Below are 22,020 nucleotides of genomic sequence, written 5' to 3' on the forward strand. Positions count from 1 at the left end.
CGTTCATCCTCCCGAGTCTTCGACACAGATGTATTTGTTGCCGGGCGATGGCTGATCGAGGTCTTCCCCGGGGTTGCGGACGACGAAGCCGAGTTTCGACCATTCGGTCACCATCTTCAGGTCACCGGCCAGCGTCTGCGGAATGCCGCGCGCCCAATTGCGCAACTGGAAATCGCTGCCGACGGGATAATAGACCTGCATCGGCCGGTGCGCCGGCCACCACAGGGTCTCCCAAACGCGCCGCTCGCGCTCCAGCAGTGTGTTGCCGACGCTGTCGGGATAAAGGACGTTCCATTCCTCGTAGGTGACGTCGATCGTCTGAGTAGAGCATTCGTTGAAATCGGCCTGCCACGGCAGCCCGCTGAGCTTGGTGAGATCGCCGGGCTGCAGCCCGATATCGAAATTACTGCCTTGCGACAGCGGGTCGGAAGCATAGGCGATGTAGCCCTCTTCGCTGACGCCTGCCCCCCACCGGTTGGCGTTCTCCTGCGCCGCGGTCAGAGCGAAACTGTACCATTCAGGATCGGCCTTGATCCGGTAGGGCTCGCGCCAGATCGCCGGGTTGCGGATGATCCATGTCACTTCGCCACCCGGGCAGAAAGCGCCGCCGAGCCCGTTCGATAGCACGCCCTGGTCAAGACCGCGGCCACCTGGCACATTCCAGTCCTTGTAGGGTTGCCACGGATCGATCGCCGGCGCGAAGCCGGCATCCACTTCGTCGATGAAGACGCCGGCCGCCCATTGTCGCAGCAGGAAAAGCTGCGTGTCCGTCAGCCGCAGGAACTTGCTCACCGTTTTGTTGGTGATCGGATTATCGCCGGCAAGCAGCGGCATCAGCGGCAGGTGATAGGTGCGCGTCGCGGGGTTGGCGTCGAGATGGAACAGGTTCTCCTCGCCGGGTTTGCGCAGCAGATCGAACAGATATTGCCGCGCGGAGCGGCCGGGATCGGTGACGGCATCTTTCGCCGCCGCGGCAAGCGCGCGCTCAAGCAACTGGCCGGAGCGGTATTCGAGCGCCAGCCGGCGCAGCGCCGCTTCAATCGGTTCGTCAGGATCTGTAGTTCGATCCGGCTCGGCAGGCTCCTGCCGCGACGACGATCGGGCGAGCGTCAGCATCCGCTTTGGCGGCGGCGCGGCAGCTGCGGCGATGCGCTCGATCACACCGGCGACCGCCGCATCGAAAGCGTTGCGTGCCTCCACGTAGGCGGCATCAGTTGCCGCGTCGTTGTCGACGAAGATCTTTTGCCAGCGCGCGGCGTAGGCGCGTGGCGCTTCGCCATTGTCAGGCGGGCAGACCGCCGCGGTGAACGCCGCTGCTGCCGTCCTGAGCGCAGCGCCGGCATCGCCGACCACGGCATCATCCGCCGCGCCGGGGGCCTGCGTCGCATCGAGCAGCATCAGGCTCGGCTCGACTGCAACCTCGAGGAGACGTCCGCTGACATGATCGTCCCTTGAACGCGCCTCCTTCTGCGCCAGCGCGCGCGGCGCGATCCGTGGCGGGATGCATAGGCGATAGGGATCGAACGTTCCCCGGCTCGACTGGTTGTGCGGAAAGTTCGATAGCTGGAGGATGTTGGCGAAATAGGAGAATTCGTCGGCGCGAAACAGGATCGGCCAGATGTCGCGCCAGAACCACGGCCGATAGGCCGGATTCCACTCAACCGATCCCGCCTTCCAGTGAAGCAAGGCCGCCGTATCTGTAGGATCGATCGTCTGCGGCGCGTCGAACGTCCCGGTGGTGCCGTACATATCGGTGCGATAGGCAAATTCGCGGATCGACATGTCCTCGACCACATCTTCAAGCGTGATCATGTCGAGCACTTCCGGCGCATAGCGCGGATAGCCGACCAGCACCCAGGCCGGATATTCGACATCGATGTAGCGCAATGCCTGGACGCGCTCCTCCATCATCACCAGCCGCGCCATCACCGGTCCGTCCGAGATGTCGTCGAACCAGCCGTCGCTGTTGGCGTAGGTCTCGATGCGCGGATGGCCGAACCCGCTCAGGAACGAGCCGCTGTTGCCGTGCCCGCCAAGCACCAGCAGCCGTCCGTTGTCGTCCGTCATCATGTCGCCCAGCGTGTCGATGTCGTGCGGCGCCATCCCGGTCGGCGGGAAGGTGGCGGCGTAGGCCGGATTGGTGGTGTCTCGCCCGAAGCGCGCCTTGCGCCGCGCCGTGCAGTCAACAGCCTGGGGGCCGGCGTCGATGATCAGGTTTTGCCGCTCCACCGGATCGGTGATGGCGGCATTGCGCAGCGGCGTGTCGGCGGGGTAGCCGGCCTCGCCGCGCAGGCCGTCGAACGTGAACCATGCCGCCTTCTTGTTGGCGAGCTGAACGCGCCACTGAATATCGACCAGCTTGCCGCGATTGCCGCCGCCCTCGACATGATCGCCGATCTTGAGCGGGCTGCCTTGCGGATTGGCCGCGTCATAGACGAAGATCTGGAAACGCGCGGCCTGGCGCTTGATGCGGCCCTTGTTGTCCTTGAAGTGCTTGATCGGTGCATCGCCTTCGGCAGCGTTGCCGCTGGCGTCGCATTCGATCGGCAACTGCGCCGGCTTTTCCGGCGAGATACAGAAGGCGTCTAGGCTGTCGCCGAGCCGGGCGATGCCGATGGCCGGGTGGATGCGATAGACTGTTGGGTCGGCCAATTGATTTCCCCCTGCGCCCGTACCGGCCGCGTCTTCCGTTCAATCGAGAAAGTTGAGCGAGACCCCGTCCAGCCTCAGCAACTCGCGGTCTTCCTCATAGGAGGCGCCGATCACCACCAGGCTCACCGTGAGGCGGGTGGCACCGGCCGCGATCAGCCGCCGTGCCGCGCGGGTCACATCGATGCGGTGGTTGCGCGGCGTGTTCATGCTGCGCTCGCGCAGATCGAACTTGCGATTCTCCGTTGGCGGAATGTCGCAATGCCCCGGCCCGCCGAAACATTCACCATGGCCGAAGACCGCAGCGTAACCGGCGTAGCCCGGCACGTTCAGCGGCGTGCTGGCGTCGGCATCCGGCGTGTTGAGAAACACGCGGATAAAGCATGAGCGCGGCAGTTGCGGCACGCGGTGCAGCCGCACTTCCGCCGAGCGGAAGGTCTTCGTTGCATCGGGTACGGCAATCGGCGCCGAGACGAAGCGTCCGACGGGATTGGTCAATCCCACCGGCATGAGGCATCCGCCGCGAACATACTCATAGCCGAAGCGGTTCATGTCGAGCGTATCGCGAACGGCGTAGCTCCACGGCGTCACAGCGGAATCGAGATCGGCTGGCAGGCCGTCCGGATGATCCTGCTGCCAGCGCCACCAGAGCCGGTCGATATTCGCGTGCACGGGCCAGAAGATCGGGTCGTAGGACGCGGTCAGGTTCGAGAACATGTCGCCGAACTGGGGCTCCGAATAGAGATCGTCGCGCTGGTGGAACTTGCGGCCGGCAACACGCACCGCGCTGTTGCGGTTGGCGGGAGCATCGGTCGCGAACGCCGGGTTCATGCCTCCGGTCCAGATATGCATGGTGTTGTGCGGGTTCTGGTCCAGGAATCCGAAGCTGTCGACATAGAGGCTGCCGCCGCCGAAATCGCGGAAGGTGCGCAGACTGAGAATCTCGTCGATGTCTTCCTGTGCCGGATAGTGGTAGTGGATGGCCGTGTTGATCGTGCCTTTGCCGAATTGGCCGGAATAGCGCAGCGGATACCAGAGCGAATTGGCTTCGAGCAACGCGTCGATCAGCCTTTTGCGGTTCTCCCCCTCCACATAGTCCTTGCCGCAAGCGGCGCTGACCGCATCATAGACTTGCGTCGGATTGGCCCATAGTTGGCCCACCAGCGTGTCGACCTCGGCCGGGAAACCATGAGCGCGCAGGAAGCGAACCGAGGCATCGGTGAGGAAGCCCTTGAATGCATCGGGAAGGATCGCGCCGTCAGCCGGATGCTCCGGCTTGTAGCGCGGAGCCGGGAAATCCCACCACGGCATGGTCACATCCGGGCAAAAGTCCTGCAGGGCTTGTTCGAACTCATAAAGATACACGCGATGCCACGGCAGGAAGCGCTCCCAGCCGTGCTGACAGTGGTTCTGATGGATCAAGGCCAGATTGTTGTAGCTGCGCTTGTCACCGACCCATTTGTTGAGCTTGTAGAGTTCGCGAAAGGCGTAGCGCAGCCGCTCTTTCTGCGGCTCGCCCAGTACATCGACATCCATTCGCTGCCGCAACTCGCCTTTGGCGTAGCGCCACGCCGCCGGATCGGATGCCGGGCCAAACACGGGACCGGCAAGCCCCTTGACCTGGACGCGGGCCTCGGCCGTCACGCTGACTTCGCCGGCGAGCGCAACCGACCCGATCAGTCCCTCGGGACAGCCTTCCTCGATCCAGGTTTCGATCCGGTCGATGTCCTCATCGGCGACCGGTGAGCCGCCCCAGGGCAGTCGGGGAAACTGCTTCCCGTCGAACGGTGGCAGTCCGCGCAGCCCGCGGATCAGCGCCGATCGCGCACCACGGCCCTTGGCATTGTTTTCGCCGCAGCACGTGGTGGCGAGCGGCGCGACCAGCGGCATCCCATGTAGCTGGAGCGTCAGGAATTCCGGCAGCGTCAGCCCGGTCAGGCTGCCGGGTCCCTTGGCGCCGCCCGCCGCCGCGAGGATCGCTTCGACATCGCTCCATGTAAATGGCGCGGGCAAACCTGGCCGCTGCGCTTCATTTGTGGCCACTGTGACCACCCGGCTGCATCTTCCCGCCCTTCTGCGCCGCGTCGCCCTGCGCGGGATCGCCCACTTGATCGGGAAGCACCACGGCAACGTTCTGCATCATGCCCTGATCTTCATGATCGAGGATGTGGCAATGGAGCACGTACTCGCCGATGTAGCGCTCGTAGCGGGTGCGGACCTTGATCGTGTAGATGCCGGCGGGAGGCGACGACGGCGGGATCAGGCTTTTGATCCACAGCGTATCCTTCCAGACACCCTTGAGGCCGGGATATTGCGGATCGGGGGGCGTGCCGCCGGCATCGTCGATCGCGCCCGGCGCGCTGACGTCCTTGCCGTTGGGATCGAGGATCGAGACGACCTGGAACGGGTTGACGTGGATATGGAACGGATGGCTGACGAAGTGCGACTGCAGCGTCCATTCCTGCGCCTTGCCGAGCGGCAACGAGCGGTCGATGCGGGTTGGATCGTAAGGTTTCACATCGGCCGTGTTGAGGGTGTTGCCAACCTCGAACTTAACGTCCGGCCCCGTCGTGTCGATAAAGAAGGTCAGCTCTTGCGTCCCGTTACCCTTCACCTCGTCGTCTGTGACGTCGGGGTGCGGCGTGAAACTCGTCAGTTTTGTTCCGTTCTTCAGATCTGCAATCACCGTCGATTTGACGTCGTCCGGCATGTTGGCCTTGGCCAGCGCCAGCAGCTTGCCGTTGATATAGGATTCAACATTGTTGACCGGCGCTCCCGCGGCGACATCGACCACCGCCAGCAGCCGTGGCCCGACATCGAGCCCGTTGACCACACCCGATTTCGGCGCCGAGGAGTCGATCACGCAGTACCGTCCGGCGTCCGGGAACACGACAAGCGCATCCACGCGATAGCCGGGCTGGAGGGTAGCAAGCTTGGTCATTTGTCCCGCGCCCATCGTCAGGCCGTCGGCCGCGACCTGCATGTAGGGCACAGGCGTGGTGCCGCACGTATCCTTGATGAAGGCCGCAGTGGCGTCGGCTTTCAGCAGCGTTTTCGTTCCCGGCTTCAGCTTGCCGTCGCGCACCTTGAAGAACTGCAGGCTGATCGTATCGCGCACGCCGGCATGGATCATGCGCCAGCGTTCGATCCGGCCCTGTTTCGCCTTCAGCGGGTTGTCGGGATCGAATACAAGCCCGTTGAGCGAGGTATAGCGACCTGACGCAGGCCAGGTGCCCGGGCCGAACTGGTCATAGCCCTCGATGCCGCCGACATCGCCCGGATCGCAGATATAGCGGCCGTTGACGTCCTGCTTGATCGGGCCGAGTTCGCCCGGCTTGGCGGCAGGCCCGCGGCAGGCATACTGGATCTGCTGCATCACCAGCACCCGCTCCGGGATCGCCGAGGTCGGGATCAGCGTATCGAGGTCGCCATGCGCGGTTGAGGTCGGGAAGCGGTTGCCGCGAATGATCAGGGCGCCGGCCATGCCGCTTGAGACCTGCAGCGCGGTCGAGCCATGGCGGTGGGTGTGGTACCAGAAGGTACCGGAAGGATGATCCGACGGGATATTGTATTCGTAGGTGAATCGCGTCTGCGGATTGATCGACAGCAGGACGTTATCGCTGTTGCCGGTTGGGCTTACCCACAGCCCATGGGTATGGAGATTGGTGCCGTTGAAGCAGTGCGGGATATCGGGCATCTGCGCACCCGGCATACAGCCGGGGTCACCGGGTTGCGGCCCTGCCGGCAACTTGTTGTCGAGGGTGATGCGCACCGTGTCGCCGGGAATCGCCTCGATCGTCGGCGACACATAAGGCGCTTTGGGATCGACGCCCTTGCCGGTGTAACCGCGCAAATGGACCTTGTCGTATCCACCCGTGGACGGATTGTAGATCCGGTTGTCGATATATTCGATCTTGAGATCGAGCTGGCGGTCGCCGCGCACAGGCTCGGTATTGCCGGGCAGTGGCGCGGCAGGCGCCTGCTTCTTGAGGGCAGGCTTCTTGAGAGTAGGCTTGCTGAGGGCAGGCTTGGCGATCGGCGCCCGCTCATCCTGCAGCACGGAGGGATTGATGATCTCGGCGGCTGCGGGAATTGCCGCGACGACCCCCGATCCGACGACCCCTAAGCCACTGACGAAAACGCCCGCGAAAAATCTGGCGAGCGTCGCCGATCCACCATGCAACATGGGGCCCCCTTCAACTGTCTGTGGTTTGAACTGTCTTGATTGCCGCCCACAAGTATAGTGCGTAAAATATGGAACTTTGTCCAGATTGAAAGGTGGAATAACTATAAATATACTTTTGATGAAAACAATGCAGAAATTATAAACTTGTTTATACTTTGAAATATTAGAATATTAGCGGTTGACCGCTCGAATCTGCTCGTCATCGCTCGATTGATGGCGGGTCCGGCGAGACATACGTCTCACACTCCGATACTCGAAGGGATAGTTCTTAAGCGGTTCATGAACCGGCAGGCAGAGGGGGCCTCATGGCATGCAATTGATGACACTGGAGCGCTTCGCCGGTTGCCTGGGGCAAGGGTTCGACGTCGATCTTGGAGCGACATCGGTTGCCTTGACGTTGTCGGAAGCGCGTCCCTTGCCGCAAAACGGCTTCGCGACCGCGATGCGTCAGCCTTTCTCTCTGCTGTTTCGCAGCGGATCATCTGTTGTCCTTCCGCAGAAGACCTATCGAATGACGAACGCGACCGTCGGGTCGGTCGAAATATTCATCGTGCCGGTGGCGCGCGACCGGCAAGGGATCGTCTACCAGGCGATTTTCAATTGACGGCAGGCAACGCAACCTGACCTGCAACAGCGTCCGGTTCGGGAGTCCATACCATCCGCGCGCAAGTCGGTTCTTCGCGCGCAACCTCGCGAAAGCCCAGCCTGCGATAGAACCGCTGCGCCCCCTGATTGTCACAGGCGACGTGCAGCGCGATGCCGGCGGCGGCCGAGGCTTGCGCGTGTCGCTTGACTGCCTGCATGACCGCGAACCCAAGACCGCCATTGCGCCGCTCCGATGTGAGACCGATGTCGACGATGTGCCAATGGTCGTGGCTGGCGTCGAGATAGAGCCGACCGACCGGCATCCCTTCCCACAAGATCAGCAGGAAATCCGCCTGCGGAAAAGTCACGACATAAGAGCGATGCTGGAGATCGAACTGCTGGTCCAGAAATACGCGTATCTGTTCGGGGGACCAGGCGAGCGACGCGAACTCGTCGGCGCGGAACGAGCGATACAACGCGCGCAGGAACGTCAGATCATTGTTCGTGGCACGCCGAAAAGCAGCGGCTGGCTCGGCGCAAACGGGAATGTCGCCATCGCGCACCGGAAAATCCGGCAGCGGTGGCGCATCAGGCAACGGCATCGCCGAAAGATGGAAAGACGCCCGACAGTGCGATGCAGAAGTTCATGGCAAGATAGGGTTGCCGGTTCTCATGTGGCTGGTTTCCGCCAGTCAGGCCGCCCATGCCTGGTGAAAACTGGGTATTCGCCGTTCCGCCCGAACTGAAAGGTGTGCTGTTTTGCGGAACGAGCAGCGAGGAGCCGTTGGCAGGTGCGCTCGTGCGCTTGCTCGTGTCGGTCTGGTTATAGATCGTAAACGGATGCGAATGCGACGGCATTTCCTCCGAAATCAACGTCATGCTGTTCTCGCCGAAGGCTTCACCGATGGAGCGCGGCGTCAAACCGGCGCCTTGACCTTGGTTGCAGCCGGTGCGGCCGGCGAAGTTCGGCAGCATGAATGTCGTGACACCGTCCCCGCCATACATCGTGCCGAGAAGCGAAAAGAGCGCCGTATTCTGCCGGATGGCCAATGTCGCTCCGTTGCAGAAAGCCCAGTCGCGGGGAGCGAAGTTGAAGCCGAATATCTGGATCTGGCCGATGAATGGTTCCATGGCGGCTTTGCCTTCGAAAGTTTGAACTGCGTTGAAGCGTCGGATCAGCTCTGCGTCGGGTAAATCCCACTGAACGCGATGCAGAACTGCACCGGCAGCGTGGGCATGAGATTGTCGTGCGGGATATTGCGGCCTGCCATCGAGGTCGACGCCGGCGCCGTGGTTGCGCCGCCCACGCCCTTCACGTCGCTGGTGTACATAGTATCGCCCGCGACCGCCCCGGGCTCGAGGCTCGGTGCGATCTGGCTGGAATCGGCCGGCCCGGTCGTCGCGACCATCGGATGATCGTGGTAAGGCATGTGTGCCGATAGCAGAGTCACCTTTTCGCTGCCGCCGGTCTCGCCGATAATGCGAGGCGGTACGCCAGGACCGACCCCGGAGTGAACGGGGACGCGGCCGCTGAGGTTCGGCGTGGCGAAGGTCGTCACACCATCGCCGCCATAGGTCGTGCCGACCAACGAATAAAGCACCTCGTACTGAGAGATCGGCAGGAGCGAGCCATTGCAGGGAAGCCAGCCCTGCGGCACGCGGGAGAAGCCGAACAGCCGGATTTCTCCAACATAGGGTTCACTCATTGTCCGACCTCCGATCGGTTGAACGTCCGCCCGTCAGCTTCGGGAGGGAAATATTCCCGTCAGCGCGATGCAGAAATTGATGGCGGCAAAAGGCTGCATGTTGTCGTGCGCCAGATTGCCGCCGACGCGCGCGATGCTTCCCTCGGACAGGATGACTTCGCCGGTGCCGGCAGTGCCGTAGATCGGCGCGCTGTTTGCTCCGTAGAGCGCGTTGGTTGGATTGCCTTTGTCGCCCTGGGTGGTGGTGCCGCCGCATTGATGGGCGTGCGATGGCAATTGCGCGGTGGTCAGCATGACGGTTGCCGTACCGCCCTTTTCGCCGAGTTCGTAGGGGGAAATCGACCAGCCCGGATCGGCGGAGGGACCGAAGCCCACCGGCGCGCGCCCGCGCAAATCCGGCAGGCCGAACGTATTCGTCCCGTTGCCGCCATAGATCGTGCCCAACAGGCTGAACAGGACCTGGTTCTGCGCGATCGGCAGGATCTGACCGTCGCATTTGGCGAGGCCGCGCGGCGCGAACGGAAATCCAACCGGCAACACCTGGCCAACGAACACATCAGACATGCCGCCCTCCCCCGCGCATTGGCGATCCGATCCCCACATGCGCGCCAACGCGCTTGAGCCGTTTTGGCGCAAATGCGGGACCCGTGCAAGCGCAACGTTTGTCCTCTGGATATTGCTACAAATGCGCGAGAATTTCTTTGAATCGATATTTGGTTTGTGTACAACCGCCGCACGTCTCACGAGGGGCCGACCTTGATGGACCGCAACTTTAGCGTGGTCCAGTCGGCGTTGAGCTGATCGTCCCAAGATTGCGGCGGACATTTTGCGCAATGCCTCCCTCAGTGCGGCGCCTGCGGTGCAGGCAGGGGCGGGGCAATGATTGACGATCGATCGCAACACCTCGGCTTGTCGCGGGCGGAGAGTAAGGGCGTCTCTTACCTGCTGGCGCTGGTCGCACTACTCTTCATCGGTCTGCTTTGGTCAAACCCCGCTTTCGCCGCGCAATGCCCGACCTTTAACATCACGGTGCCTCATGGCGGTTCGGTCACGACGCCACATTGCAGCACAGTCGGTTTTGATGGCTTCAACCCTGTATCCTCGATACCGGTTGGCGACCTCCCGCAACATGGAACGCTGACGATCAACAAGGGCGCTTCGCCCAACACATTCACCTACACGCATAATGGCGACAGCGCGACAAGCGATTTCTTCAGGATACGGGACACTGATGACGCCCCCATCGACGTCAACGTCACGATCACGCCACCCACGTCGTCGATCACGATCACGCCGGGTTCGCTGTCCCTACAAGCCGGCACCGCATTCAATCAAACACTCACCGCCAGCGGCGGCACGGCGCCCTATACATTCTCGCTCGATGCGGGCTCGGTGCCTCCCGGACTCACTCTATCGTCCGGCGGTGTTATTTCAGGTACGCCAACGCAACGCGGGAACTTCAGCTTCACCGTCAAAGCTACGGACTCGACCTCCGCGACCGGTCTCCAGTCCTACTCGGGCAGTGTCGCCGATCCAAACCTGACGCTGACGCCGACCAGTTCGCAGGGCTCGGTCGGCACGCCGTTCGCTGTCACCTTCACTGGCGGCGGCGGTGTTGCGCCGTACAGCGCGTTCCAACCCCAGCCGGCACAGCCTCTGCCACCTGGTCTTACGCTCAGCGGACTGACGCTAAGCGGTACGCCGACGGCGACCGGCACCTATCCGTTCAATATCACCGTCCAGGATAGTAGCACCGGGAGCGGCACCTATTTTCATGACGTGCCCGTGACGGTTAAAATCGTACCAGCGCCACCGGCGATCAGCACGGTGACACCCGGCAGCGGCCCGGCGGCTGGCGGCACGGCGGTAACCATCACCGGCACCGGCTTCACCGGCGCAACGGCGGTGACGTTCGGCAGCGCGGCGGCAACAGCCGTCATCGCCGTCAGCGACACCAGCATCACCGCGACGACGCCCCCCCACGCGGCCGGAGCGGTCGCGGTCGTGGTGACGGCTCCCGGCGGCAGCAGTGCCCCCGTTCCGAACGGCTTCGCCTATGCGGCTCCCGTGCCGACGGTCAGCGGGGTCGCACCGAACACAGGCCCGGCGGCCGGCGGCACGGCGGTGACCATCACCGGCACCGGCTTCACCGGCGCCTCGGCGGTCACCTTCGGCGGCGCGGCGGCAACAGGTATCACCGTGGTCAGCGACACCTCGATCACAGCGACAACGCCAACTCATGCGGCGGGCGCGGTCGCCGTTGATGTCACCGCGCCCGGCGGCAACGTCAGCAAGCCGAACGGCTTCACATATTCCGCGCCGGTGCCGACGATCACGTCGGTCGCGCCGAACACAGGCCCGGCGGCGGGCAGCACGGCGGTGACCATCACCGGCACCGGCTTCACCGGCGCATCGGCGGTGACGTTCGGCGGCGCGGCCGCGACGGGCATCACCGTCGTCAGCGACACCAGCATCACCGCGACAACACCGGCGCACGCGGCAGGAGCGGTTGCGGTCGCGGTGACCGCTCCCGGCGGCAACGCCAGCCTGCCGAACGGCTTCACATATTCCGCGCCGGTGCCGACGATCACGTCGGTCGCGCCGAACACAGGCCCTGCGGCGGGCGGCACGGCGGTGTCCATCACCGGCACCGGCTTCACCGGGGCAACGGCGGTGACGTTCGGCAGCGCGGCCGCAACAGCCATCACCGTGGTCAGCGACACCAGCATCACCGCGACGACGCCCGCCCATACAGCGGGAGCGGTGACCGTCGCGGTGACGGCGTCCGGCGGCACCGGCAGCAAGGCGGGCAGCTTCACCTATTCGGCTCCCATGCCGACGGTCACAAGCCATACGCTTCAACTCACTGCCGGCGCATCGGGCACGGTGAATTTGACGCAGGGAGCGACCGGGGGTCCCTTCACCGCGGCCACGGTGGCCACGCCACCGCCGGCCTCAGACGGCACGGCAAGCATCGTGCAGAATGGTGCGCAGTGGCAGCTTGTCTATGCTTCGGCGCTCACCGCCGCTTCGAGCGTCGTCGTCCGCTATACGCTTTCCAATGCATCGGGCACGTCGGCGCCCGGCACGGTGACGTTCACCGTCATTACGCGCCCGGACCCCTCGCGTGACCGGGAGGTCATCGGTTTGCTCAACGCCCAGGCTCAGAGCGCCCAGCGCTTTGCAACGTCGCAGATCACCAACTTCCGCGACCGGCTCGAACAGCTTCACGACGATTCAAACCGTGAAGCGACTTCGATGAACGTGCGGCTCGGCGCCCCTCAAGACCCGACCGACCCCAACGCGCTGGGCTATGCCCGGGAAACCAGGCCCTCCGACCCGACCCGCAATGCGTTCGCCTACGCGCCGAGCGATGCCGGAAATTCAAAAAGGCTTTCCGGGAAGACACCTCCGCCCAAGACCGGATCGCCAAGCGATCTCGCCTTCTGGGCCGGCGGCTTCGTCAACTTCGGCACATCGAACAGATACAATATCGATCTCGGCCACACGCTGATCGGCGTCAGCGGCGGAATGGATTACCGGTTCTCGCCCAGCTTCACCGCGGGTATCGGCCTCGGCTATGGGCGCGATACCGTCGATGTCGGCACCAACGGCACGCAGAGCAACGGCCAGGCCTTCAGCACAGCGCTCTATGGCAGCTATCATCCGCGGAACAACGTCTTCATCGATGGCCTGCTCGGCTACAGCGCGCTGGACTTCGGCAGCACGCGCTTCGTCACGCCCACGAGCGGCTTCGCGACCGGCAACCGGTCGGGCAACCAGGCGTTCGGCTCGCTCAGCACCGGTTACGAATACAAGGGCGTCCGTTACATCGTGTCGCCTTACGGCCGCGTCGAAGCGGCGTGGACGCAACTGAATGCCTTTACGGAAAGCGGCGCGTCCCTTTACAACCTCACCTTCGGCGACCAGCGCATGAACATGCTGGCGGGGGTCATGGGCCTGCGCGCCGAATACGCCTTCCCGCAAGACTGGGGCGTGTTCAAAGCGCGCGGCCGGCTCGAATACACCCACGATTTTTCCGGCTCGAGTTGGGCGAGCATGGGTTATGCCGACCTCAAGAACGGCTTGCCCTATGCGCTGAACATTGACACCTTCACCCGAGATTATGTCGCGGTCGGTCTCGGCTTCGACGCCACTGTCGGCAACGGCGCCACACTCGGCTTCGACTACACCACCGCGCTCGGCTTTGAAGGAAAGACCCAGGCTCACAACTTCGCGCTGCGATTCGGCGCCAAATTCTAATGGAACGAATTTGACATTCGCTCCCCAGCAATGGCTGGAAGGTCGCCGGTCGCGAAATCATGACCGCAAACGGCGCCGACCACCTGTTGACACTATGGCGCCGTCAATGTCCGACTGTCTATAAGTGCAATCGAAACGATTGACGATTGGCGCCGCCGCCAAGACGACCGGCCACGCCGGCCGAAGGCCATCCGGCGGTTCGTGGAACAAGGATTGAAGGCGCAGCAGCGATAGATTTGCGGCGCTGGTTCGGACCGACCGAGAAACGAGAAATTATGTGGATTAAACAAGCGGGAGTTTTTGCTGTCTTGACCGCCTTCGCCGCGACGAATGCGAGTGCGGGCGTTATCGATGATGCGAAAGCGTCTGTCCGCCTTCACCTCTTTATTCCCGACTCTGCTAAATTCAGCCAACTCCACCCGCGGGGTGATTACATTTGCGGGACGGTCGAAGCCAAGACGACCGCAGGTGAGTACGCCGCCCCGAAGGTCATGATCTACAATACCAAGACCCAATTTTCGACGATCGTGGATGGCTCTCAAATCTCCAAATTAATGACCGACACGATGAAAAGAGATCTCGACAATGCCTGCTCCTAACTCGCCGCATCGGGACCGCTTCAGCTATTCCGCCGGATCAGGATCAGTCGTTTTCCTTCGATTGAAGAATCCACTCGTTCGCTCTCTGATAGACTCCCAGAAGACATAGAGCATCGGAATCAGGAACAGTCCGATACTGCTCGCTGCGATCATGCCGACGAACACCGGCGTGCTGACGGCGTGCCGCGCGATCTGCGATGCGCCGGTCGCCCAGACCAGCGGCACCAGTCCGAGGATGAACGCGATCGACGTCATGAGCACGGCGCGGAACCGCATCTCGGCACCGAGAGCTGCGGCCTGTTCAAGGCTCAACCCCTGCTCACGCTGTTCCTTGGCGAACTCAACGATCAGGATGGCGTTCTTCGCCGCCAGCGCGATCAAAACGACGAGCCCGATCTGTGCATAAAGATCGAGCGTGAGGCTCGCGATCAGGACGCCGCCAATGGCACCAAAAACGCCCACCACAACGGAGAACAGCACCGGAATCGGGATGATCCAGCTTTCGTAGAGCCCGACCAGAAACAGGAATGCGAACAGCAACGCCATGCCCAGCACGATCATGGTCTGGCCGCTTGCGGCTTGCTCCTGATAGGCGGTACCGGTCCATTCGAACGCATAGCCGGGCGGCAGCGTCTTGGCCGACACTTCGGCCATGGCGGCCAACGCGGTACCCGATGCAACGCCCGGAGCCGGGCCGCCATTGATGGTCACCGAGCGGTAATTGTTGTACCGCGTGATCACTTGCGGCCCGGTGACGGTGCGCGCCGACGCAATCGACTGTAGCGGCACCATCTCACCTTTTGAATTTCGAATGAATATCTTCCAGAGCGCGGATACGTCGCGCCGGTCCGCCGCCTCGGCTTGCAAAATCACCTGCCAGGTGCGGCCAAACAGGTTGAAATTATTGATGAAGTACCCCCCCAGCGTGGCTTGCAGCGTGGTGAAAACATCGCTGAGGGTGATACCGAGCGACTGCGCCTTCTCGCGATCGATATCAAGGAAGATGGACGGCGCATTGGCGCCATAGGTCGAGAAGACGCGAGAAAGCCGCGGGTCCTGATTGGCCGCAGCGACGAGTCCCTGAACCACCGCACCCATTGCTTTCGGATCGGCACCTTCCAGATTCTCAAGCTGATATTCGAAGCCGCCCGTAGTCGACAGACCCATGACCGGGGGAAGATTGAACGGCAAGACATTCGCCGTGAGAATCTGCTGGGCCGCGCCGAAGACGTGCGCGATCAAGGCCTGCGCGGAATCGGCCGCCTTGGTGCGGTCTTCGAATGGCTTCAGGGTGGCTATCAGAAACGCATTGTTGCTGGCGGAATAGCTGTCGAGCAACGAATAACCGATGATCGCGGTGGTATCCTGCACCTGCGGCATCGACTTCAGAATGTTTTCCACCTGCTTTACGGCTTCGCTGGTCCGGTTGACCGAGGCACCATCCGGCAGTTGCACGTTGATGAAGAATGCGCCCTGATCCTCCTCCGGCAGGAAGCCGGTCGGGGTGATCTTCATAAGACCGAAAATACCCAGACCGAATGCGGCGACCAGCACCATTGACATGATCGACAACCGCAATGTCTTGCGCACGATGGTGGCATAACCATCGCGCACTTTATCGATCCCTTGCCCGATACGCCCCATGATGCCGCGACGCGGGGAGTGACGAAGGAAAACCCTACATAGCGCTGGAGAAAGTGTCAGCGCGTTGACCGCCGAGATCAGCACCGATGCGCTGATCGTCACGGCGAACTGGCGAAACAGCTCGCCTGAAATACCTGAGATAAAGGCGATCGGAACAAACACCGACAGCAGTACCAGCGTAATGCCGACGATCGGCGCGGTCACCTGCGTCATGGCTTTCTTGGTCGCGTCCGCTGGCGAGAGGTCCGGCTCTTCCTCCATCACGCGCTCGACGTTTTCGACCACGACGATCGCATCGTCCACCACGATGCCAACCGCGAGCACCAGCGCCAGCAACGAGACAGTGTTGGCAGAATAGCCAAGCGCAAGGAGAATGACGAAACTACCAACCAGGCTGACCGGAATGGCAATGATCGGAATAATGGTTGCGCGCAGATTGCCGAGAAACAGGAACACGACGATAGCGACCAGAACAAATGCCTCGATAAGGGCGTGAACGACGGCGCTGATCGTATTCGTAACGAAAACCGTGGAATCGTACACGACGCGCGCTTGCAGGCCCGCGGGAAAGCGCCCTCGCAACTTTTCCAGCGTTGCGTTCACGGTCTTCGCTACGCTGATGGCATTGGCGCCGGGCGCGAGATAGATGCCGATCGCCACCGACGGGTCGCCGTTGAGGCGGCTGAAGGTATCCTGATTTTGCGCCCCCAGTTCGATCCGGGCCACATCCTTGACCTGCAGCACCGAACCGTCCGGATTGGCGCGGATGACGATCGCACCGAATTCTTCCGGCGTGGTGAGACGCCCTTGGGTCTGCAGGTTCAACTGGAACTGCTGGTCTTTGGGAACCGGACGGGCTCCGAGACGACCGATCGGCGCCTGGACGTTCTGCGCCTGCACGGCGCGGATGACGTCAGACGGCGCGAGACCCAGGTTGGTCAGCCGCGACGTGTCGAACCAGATGCGCATCGAATAATCTTCGCGTCCGAACAGCGTCGCCTGTCCGACGCCCGGCGTCCGCGATAACTCGTCCATCACGTTGATGATGGCGTAATTGGTGATAAACAGCGGATCGAGCTTGCCGCCTTCGCTGTAGAGGGCGATGAATTGAAGCAACGACGACGACCGCTTCTGGACGGTCAATCCCTGGGCCTGCACCTCGGTGGGCAGGTTCGCCATCGCGGTCTGAACGCGGTTGTTGACGTTGACGGTGTTAATGTCCGGATCGGTGCTAAGGGCAAAACTGACGGTGAGATTGTAACTTCCATCAGCCCCGCTGCTGCTCTTCATGTAAATCATCTTGTCGACGCCGACGACCTTGGACTCGATCGGCTGCGCCACGGTCGATTCCAGCACCGAGGCAGAGGCACCCGGATAGACCGCCGAGACCTGAACCTGCGGCGGCACGATGTCGGGCAACTGAGCGACAGGAATGCGCGAGAGCGCCAACAGGCCCGCGAGCGAAATGACAATGGCGATGACGATCGCCATGCGGGGGCGATCGATGAAATATGCGGAGAGCATGGCTTATCTCCCGGCAGGCGTTGGCGAAGCCGGCGCCGGCGCTACCACGAGATTTGGCCGCACCCGCTGAATTCCCTCCACGACGACCCGTTCGCCCGGCTTCAAACCATCGACTATCCCCGCGACGTCAGGGGTCGACTGCCCCAGTTTCACGCGGCGTTGCTCGGCCACGTTCTTGTCGTTGACCACGAAGACATAGTCGCCCTGCTGGTCGGACAAAATCGCGGCGCGCGGGACAGCCAGCACCTTGAGCGGTTCGACAGCCTCAAGCAATACGGTGACAAACTCATCGTCCGTCAACTCGTGAAGCTTACTCTCTCCAACCGTCTGAATCACCGGATTGGCGATCGTACCGCGCAAGGTGATGGTGTCGGTATCCTTCGCAACGCCGATATCGACGAACTCGAGCTTGCCGGTCTGGCCGTACATTTTCCCATTGGGCAGGCGCACGCGAATTTTGACGGCGTCAAAGCCACCCTTGCCGGCATATCGATCCCTTAGTTCAAGGACGCGGCGCACCGAGACCGGAAAGACCACGTACATGGGATCCGGGCTGACGATCGTCGCCAAGGTACCGCTGGTGGGGCTAACGACGTTACCGACGGTGATCGAGGTTCGGCCAATGCGGCCGTCGATCGGCGACTTTATTTCGGTGTAATCGAGATTGATCTGCGATAGGTGGAGCTGCGCCTGCGCGGCCTTCACCTGCGCTGCCGCCGTGCGCTGCGCCGCCAGCGCGCTGTCGGCGGTGACCTGGGTACCGGAATTTTTCCGCAACAGTTCCTGCGCGCGGGAAAGCGCGAGATCGGCATTCTCCAGTTGAGCCTGAGCCTGAGCAACCCCCGCTTTTTTAGCCTCGACGTCGGCTTCGAACGGCGCCCGCTCAAGCCGATACAGAAGCTGCCCCTTCTTGACGTCCGCGCCTTCCACAAAAAGCCGCTCGTTCATGAACGCGGTCACGCGCGCAACCAGATTAACACGATCCCGGGCCTGGATGCGGCCATTGATTTCCGTGCTCTCCGCCATCGGTTTGAATTCGGCCGTGACAACTCCTACCGCCGGGGGTGCGCCAGGGTTCACTTGCGCCATTGCCGAGGCTGGCCACAGAACTGTGGCAGCAAAGAAAAAGAAGGAGGCGCGGAGCAAAACCGAGGTGCGCATCGCTTTTCCCATCCTTGTGCACGATCACCAAAAGACAATGTCCGAATGGCTTCTCGCAACGCGAGGCTCTATGCGACTTAAGCATGTATCCCGATTGATTGCCAAACAACAAAATAATCATAAACGTCTACGGAAAGAAACGTACTAGCCTACACACCTTGTCGGAACTCATGGCAACGCCTGGCTTCATTCAGACGATGACACCGAAAGTTAGCCGCGCTTTCGAGAATTTTGGAGTCGCCAGGAAGGATGATGGCGATCTTGCGGGCAATGGCGCCCCGGCCTTCTTCATACCGACCCGCGTCGCCAAGCCTTGGCTTGCCCGCGACTCGACGCCAGCTTGCCTTGTCCCCTGCAAATCGACCATATCCTGGACACCATAACCGTCTGGAGTTTTCTTCCCGAAAAGGCCACGAATGACGATGCCATATGAAACGATCCTCATCGTCGTTCTCGCGCTCCCCTTCGTCGGGACCTGTCTTGCCGCACTCCTTCAGACCAATGCCCGCAACGCCGAAGCGTGGCTGGCCGGCGCAGTTTCACTCATTGGTCTGGCGCTCCTGGTTGTGAGCTACCCCCGCATCGTCAATGGCGGGGTCATCCGGCATACCGTGGATTGGGTGCCGGAACTCGGCCTCTATTTCTCTCTGAGGATGGACGGTTTCGCCTGGATGCTCGCCGTCTTGATTACCGGCATCGGGTTCCTGGTGGTGCTGTACGCCAGGTACTACATGTCCCCATCCGATCCCGTACCGCGCTTCTTCTCATTCCTGCTCGCCTTCATGGGTGCGATGCTCGGCATCGTGCTGTCGGGCAACCTGATCCAGCTGGTCTTCTTCTGGGAGTTGACCAGCCTCTTTTCCTTTCTGCTGATCGGCTATTGGCACCAGACCGCGCCGGCGCGGGATGGCGCGCGCATGGCGCTGATCGTGACGTCGATCGGCGGATTCTGCCTGTTCGCGGGCGTCCTGATCCTCGGGCATATCGTCGGCAGCTACGACCTCGATCGGGTTCTCGCATCCGGCACCGCGATCCGTTCGCATCCCCTCTACATCCCGACGCTCGCCCTCATTCTTATCGGAGCCTTGACGAAAAGCGCGCAATTCCCGTTTCAGTTCTGGCTGCCGCAGGCGATGGCGGCGCCGACGCCTGTTTCGGCCTACCTGCATTCCGCCACGATGGTCAAAGGCGGGGTGTTCCTTCTGGTGCGGCTTTGGCCTGCGCTGGGCGGAACAAACGAGTGGTTGTGGCTCGTAGGTTCTGCGGGACTTATCAGTTTCATGCTCGGCGCGTTCATTGCTCTTTTCCAGCAGGATCTGAAAGGGCTGCTCGCCTACTCCACCATCAGTCATCTCGGACTGATCACTCTGCTCATCGGCCTCGACTCACCGCTCGCGCAGGTCGCCGCCATCTTTCACATCATGAACCATGCGACGTTCAAGGCGTCGCTGTTCATGGCGGCCGGCATCATCGACCACGAAAGCGGCACCCGCGACTTGCGCCGCCTAAGCGGCCTGCGGCGCTTTATGCCGATCACGGCAACGCTCGCGATGGTCGCCGCCGCCGCTATGGCTGGCGTCCCCCTGTTGAACGGGTTCTTGTCCAAGGAAATGTTTTTTGCCGAGACCATCGAAACGCACGACAACTCGCTGCTGGATCAGGCGCTGCCCTACATCGTCACGATGGCCAGCATGTTCACGGTCGCTTACTCGCTCCGGTTCATAGCCGAGGTGTTTTTCGGTCCGCCGCCGCGGGACCTGCCGCGCACGCCGCATGAACCCCCGTTCCTGATGCGCTTCCCCGCCGGGCTTCTCGTCCTCGCGTGCCTTCTCATCGGCATTGTCCCCGGCCTTACCATCGGTCCTCTGCTCGCAACCGCGCTCCGCGCCGTCCTCGGCGACGCTATTCCGGAGTACAGCCTCGCGGTCTGGCATGGCTTCACTCCCGCGTTTCTCATGAGCCTGGTCGCGATTTCCGGTGGCATAGCCATCTACCTGATGCTGCGCTCATATCTGCTTGTCACTGAAGGACCGCCGCTGCTGCGCCACATCAAGGGTCAGCGCATTTTCGACCGCGTGCTCGTCGCGGTCTCGTGGCAACTCGCAAGACGACTGGAGGAGCTGCTTGGCACACACCGCTTGCAGCCGCAGTTGCGGTTGCTGATTTGCGCAGCGCTGCTGGTCGGCCTAGCGCCCGTGTTGACGCGAGGGATCGGCTCCTGGGGGACGGCGCGAACAGCTTTCGATGTCGGGTTTGCGCTTATCTGGGCCGTAGGGGGCGCTTGCGCACTGGCTGCAGCTTACCATGGCAAGTTTCATCGCTTCGCGGCCCTCATCCTTGTCGGCAGCGCCGGTCTGGTGACGTGCGTCAGTTTCGTTTGGCTGTCTGCGCCCGATCTGGCGCTGACCCAGCTGGTGGTCGAGACGGTCACCACGGTTCTGCTTCTGCTGGGGCTGCGCTGGCTGCCGAAACGCGTCGAGAAAACCCATGCGGCCGGCTCGCCGGAGCGCGGCATCCGCTGGTATCAGTTCCGCGACATCGGCATCGCGGCTGCCGCCGGCGGGGGATTGGGAGCGCTGGCTTATGCGGTCATGACTCGCCCGGAGCCCGATAGCATCGTGCGGTTCTTTGTCGAGAACGCCTACACCCTGGGCGGCGGGACCAACATCGTGAACGTCATTCTCGTAGACTTCCGTGCGTTCGACACGTTCGGCGAGATCACGGTGCTCGGCATCGTCGCGCTGACCGTCTATGCGTTGCTGCGGCGATTTCGTCCTGCTGCCGAAAGCATTCCCGTGCCGGAGCAGCAGCACAGCCAGGATCTCTACGACGAGGCTCAACCGAGCCGTCAGAAGGGTGACACGCTCAAGAGCGCGATGTCCGTCCCCGCGCTCATGATGGCAATGCTTTTCCCGGTGATTTGCGCGACAGCGATTTTCCTCCTCCTGCGCGGGCACGACCTGCCCGGGGGTGGATTCGTCGCCGGCATCACGATGGCCGTGGCCTTCATTCTCCAATACATCGCCCGCGGAACGGCCTGGACGGAGGCGCATCTGCGCATCCTGCCTGTGCATTGGATGGGCGCTGGCCTCCTCCTGGCGGCCTGTGCTGGAGCGGTCGCCTGGGTGTTCGGACGGCCTTTCCTGAGTTCGTCATTCTCCTACCTCGAGGTCCCGTGGATTGGCTCGGTCCCGCTGGCAAGCGCGCTGCTCTTCGATCTTGGCGTGTTTGCACTGGTCGTCGGCGCCACGGTCCTGATGTTGATTGCGATCGCGCATCAGACCATGCGTAGTCACCGGACGCCAGCCAGCCGCGCGGCCAGCGCGCCCGCGGCGTCTCCAACGGCCGGGGTGCAGTAGTGGAGATCGTGCTTGCTCTCGGCATTGGCGTGCTTGCAGGTTCGGGCGTGTGGTTGCTGCTTCGATCGCGCACGTTCCAGGTGATCATCGGCCTGTCGCTGCTCTCTTATGCCGTCAATCTTTTCATTATCGCGATGGGGAGAATTAGGACCGATGCCGCTCCGATCCTGGATTCACATGCGGCCGGTGATCCGGCCAGCCTGCCGGATCCGTTGCCGCAAGCACTCGTCCTGACTGCAATCGTCATCAGCTTTGCGACCACTGCGCTATTTCTGGTCGTGCTGCTCGCATCGCGTGGTCTGACGGGGACCGACCATGTCGACGGACGGGAGCCGGGATCGTGA

At 62.3% G+C, this 22,020-nt stretch carries 14 protein-coding genes; 5 read left to right on the top strand and 9 right to left on the bottom strand.

The genetic code is table 11. The features are described from left to right. Positions 1 to 3: 3 nt before the first annotated feature. Genes V4R08_RS08605 through V4R08_RS08615 form a run of 3 tightly spaced genes read right to left on the bottom strand, consistent with a single transcriptional unit; the run spans position 4 to position 6,835 of the window. Positions 4 to 2,652 carry a LodA/GoxA family CTQ-dependent oxidase gene (locus V4R08_RS08605; RefSeq protein ID WP_335578972.1) on the bottom strand — a complete coding sequence of 883 codons (2,649 nt, stop codon included), beginning with the start codon at positions 2,650 to 2,652 and terminating at the stop codon, positions 4 to 6. A 39-nt stretch (positions 2,653 to 2,691) separates the two neighbouring features. Next, positions 2,692 to 4,692: a tyrosinase family protein gene (locus V4R08_RS08610; RefSeq protein ID WP_335578973.1), complete on the bottom strand. Its 2,001-nt coding sequence runs from the start codon at positions 4,690 to 4,692 to the stop codon at positions 2,692 to 2,694. Beyond that, positions 4,679 to 6,835 carry a multicopper oxidase family protein gene (locus tag V4R08_RS08615; RefSeq protein ID WP_335578974.1) on the bottom strand — a complete coding sequence of 719 codons (2,157 nt, stop codon included), beginning with the start codon at positions 6,833 to 6,835 and terminating at the stop codon, positions 4,679 to 4,681. Before V4R08_RS08615 ends, V4R08_RS08610 begins: the two co-directional genes overlap by 14 nt. A 310-nt stretch (positions 6,836 to 7,145) precedes the next feature. Between V4R08_RS08615 and V4R08_RS08620 the strand changes: the two genes are divergently transcribed. Next, positions 7,146 to 7,439, top strand: coding sequence for a DUF6916 family protein (locus V4R08_RS08620; protein WP_335578975.1), 294 nt, complete (start codon positions 7,146 to 7,148; stop codon positions 7,437 to 7,439). Here the strand turns inward: V4R08_RS08620 and V4R08_RS08625 are convergent. The 4 genes from V4R08_RS08625 to V4R08_RS08640 are packed head-to-tail and all read right to left on the bottom strand — an operon-like array spanning position 7,432 to position 9,690. Beyond that, a complete protein-coding gene (locus tag V4R08_RS08625) occupies positions 7,432 to 8,022 on the bottom strand; it encodes a GNAT family N-acetyltransferase (RefSeq protein ID WP_335578976.1) in 591 nt (196 codons plus the stop codon). The genes V4R08_RS08620 and V4R08_RS08625 overlap by 8 nt on opposite strands. Beyond that, positions 8,009 to 8,551: a phage tail protein gene (locus tag V4R08_RS08630; RefSeq protein WP_335578977.1), complete on the bottom strand. Its 543-nt coding sequence runs from the start codon at positions 8,549 to 8,551 to the stop codon at positions 8,009 to 8,011. The genes V4R08_RS08625 and V4R08_RS08630 overlap by 14 nt, the downstream gene beginning before the upstream one ends. 44 nt (positions 8,552 to 8,595) lie before the next feature. Beyond that, a complete protein-coding gene (locus tag V4R08_RS08635) occupies positions 8,596 to 9,126 on the bottom strand; it encodes a phage tail protein (protein ID WP_335578978.1) in 531 nt (176 codons plus the stop codon). A 33-nt stretch (positions 9,127 to 9,159) separates the two neighbouring features. After that, positions 9,160 to 9,690, bottom strand: a complete 531-nt coding sequence (locus V4R08_RS08640; protein ID WP_335578979.1) for a phage tail protein — start codon at positions 9,688 to 9,690, stop codon at positions 9,160 to 9,162. A gap of 315 nt (positions 9,691 to 10,005) precedes the next feature. Here V4R08_RS08640 and V4R08_RS08645 point away from each other — a divergent pair, with 315 nt between their 5' ends. Both V4R08_RS08645 and V4R08_RS08650 read left to right on the top strand, forming a co-directional pair. Further along, positions 10,006 to 13,389, top strand: coding sequence for an IPT/TIG domain-containing protein (locus V4R08_RS08645; RefSeq protein WP_335578980.1), 3,384 nt, complete (start codon positions 10,006 to 10,008; stop codon positions 13,387 to 13,389). A 146-nt stretch (positions 13,390 to 13,535) separates the two neighbouring features. Continuing rightward, positions 13,536 to 13,988 (top strand): hypothetical protein, encoded by a 453-nt coding sequence (locus V4R08_RS08650; RefSeq protein ID WP_335578981.1) that lies wholly within the window; start codon positions 13,536 to 13,538, stop codon positions 13,986 to 13,988. Positions 13,989 to 14,012: 24 nt separating this feature from the next. Here the strand turns inward: V4R08_RS08650 and V4R08_RS08655 are convergent, their stop codons facing one another. Then, the gene (locus tag V4R08_RS08655; RefSeq protein ID WP_335578982.1) at positions 14,013 to 17,156 is read right to left on the bottom strand and encodes an efflux RND transporter permease subunit; all 3,144 of its coding nucleotides are present in this window, start codon (positions 17,154 to 17,156) and stop codon (positions 14,013 to 14,015) included. A 3-nt stretch (positions 17,157 to 17,159) separates the two neighbouring features. Continuing rightward, positions 17,160 to 18,317 carry an efflux RND transporter periplasmic adaptor subunit gene (locus tag V4R08_RS08660; protein ID WP_442935641.1) on the bottom strand — a complete coding sequence of 386 codons (1,158 nt, stop codon included), beginning with the start codon at positions 18,315 to 18,317 and terminating at the stop codon, positions 17,160 to 17,162. A gap of 416 nt (positions 18,318 to 18,733) precedes the next feature. On the opposite strand from V4R08_RS08660, the gene V4R08_RS08665 reads away from it, so the two are divergent. Together V4R08_RS08665 and V4R08_RS08670 are read left to right on the top strand one after the other, a co-directional pair. Next, positions 18,734 to 21,676, top strand: a complete 2,943-nt coding sequence (locus V4R08_RS08665) for a monovalent cation/H+ antiporter subunit A (protein WP_335578983.1) — start codon at positions 18,734 to 18,736, stop codon at positions 21,674 to 21,676. After that, positions 21,676 to 22,020, top strand: coding sequence for a Na+/H+ antiporter subunit C (locus V4R08_RS08670; RefSeq protein WP_335578984.1), 345 nt, complete (start codon positions 21,676 to 21,678; stop codon positions 22,018 to 22,020). The genes V4R08_RS08665 and V4R08_RS08670 overlap by 1 nt, the downstream gene beginning before the upstream one ends.

Source organism: Nitrobacter sp. NHB1, assembly GCF_036964665.1.
In the GTDB taxonomy this organism is placed as follows: Bacteria; Pseudomonadota; Alphaproteobacteria; order Rhizobiales; family Xanthobacteraceae; genus Nitrobacter.

Bases quoted from the DNA above. Each gene is read 5' to 3' on its own strand.
- V4R08_RS08615 (WP_335578974.1), bottom strand. From the start codon at position 6,835: ATGTTGCATGGTGGATCGGCGACGCTCGCCAGATTTTTCGCGGGCGTT.
- V4R08_RS08620 (WP_335578975.1), top strand. From the start codon at position 7,146: ATGCAATTGATGACACTGGAGCGCTTCGCCGGTTGCCTGGGGCAAGGG.
- V4R08_RS08625 (WP_335578976.1), bottom strand. From the start codon at position 8,022: ATGCCGTTGCCTGATGCGCCACCGCTGCCGGATTTTCCGGTGCGCGAT.
- V4R08_RS08630 (WP_335578977.1), bottom strand. From the start codon at position 8,551: ATGGAACCATTCATCGGCCAGATCCAGATATTCGGCTTCAACTTCGCT.
- V4R08_RS08635 (WP_335578978.1), bottom strand. From the start codon at position 9,126: ATGAGTGAACCCTATGTTGGAGAAATCCGGCTGTTCGGCTTCTCCCGC.
- V4R08_RS08640 (WP_335578979.1), bottom strand. From the start codon at position 9,690: ATGTCTGATGTGTTCGTTGGCCAGGTGTTGCCGGTTGGATTTCCGTTC.
- V4R08_RS08645 (WP_335578980.1), top strand. From the start codon at position 10,006: ATGATTGACGATCGATCGCAACACCTCGGCTTGTCGCGGGCGGAGAGT.
- V4R08_RS08655 (WP_335578982.1), bottom strand. From the start codon at position 17,156: ATGCTCTCCGCATATTTCATCGATCGCCCCCGCATGGCGATCGTCATC.
- V4R08_RS08660 (WP_442935641.1), bottom strand. From the start codon at position 18,317: ATGCGCACCTCGGTTTTGCTCCGCGCCTCCTTCTTTTTCTTTGCTGCC.
- V4R08_RS08665 (WP_335578983.1), top strand. From the start codon at position 18,734: ATGACGATGCCATATGAAACGATCCTCATCGTCGTTCTCGCGCTCCCC.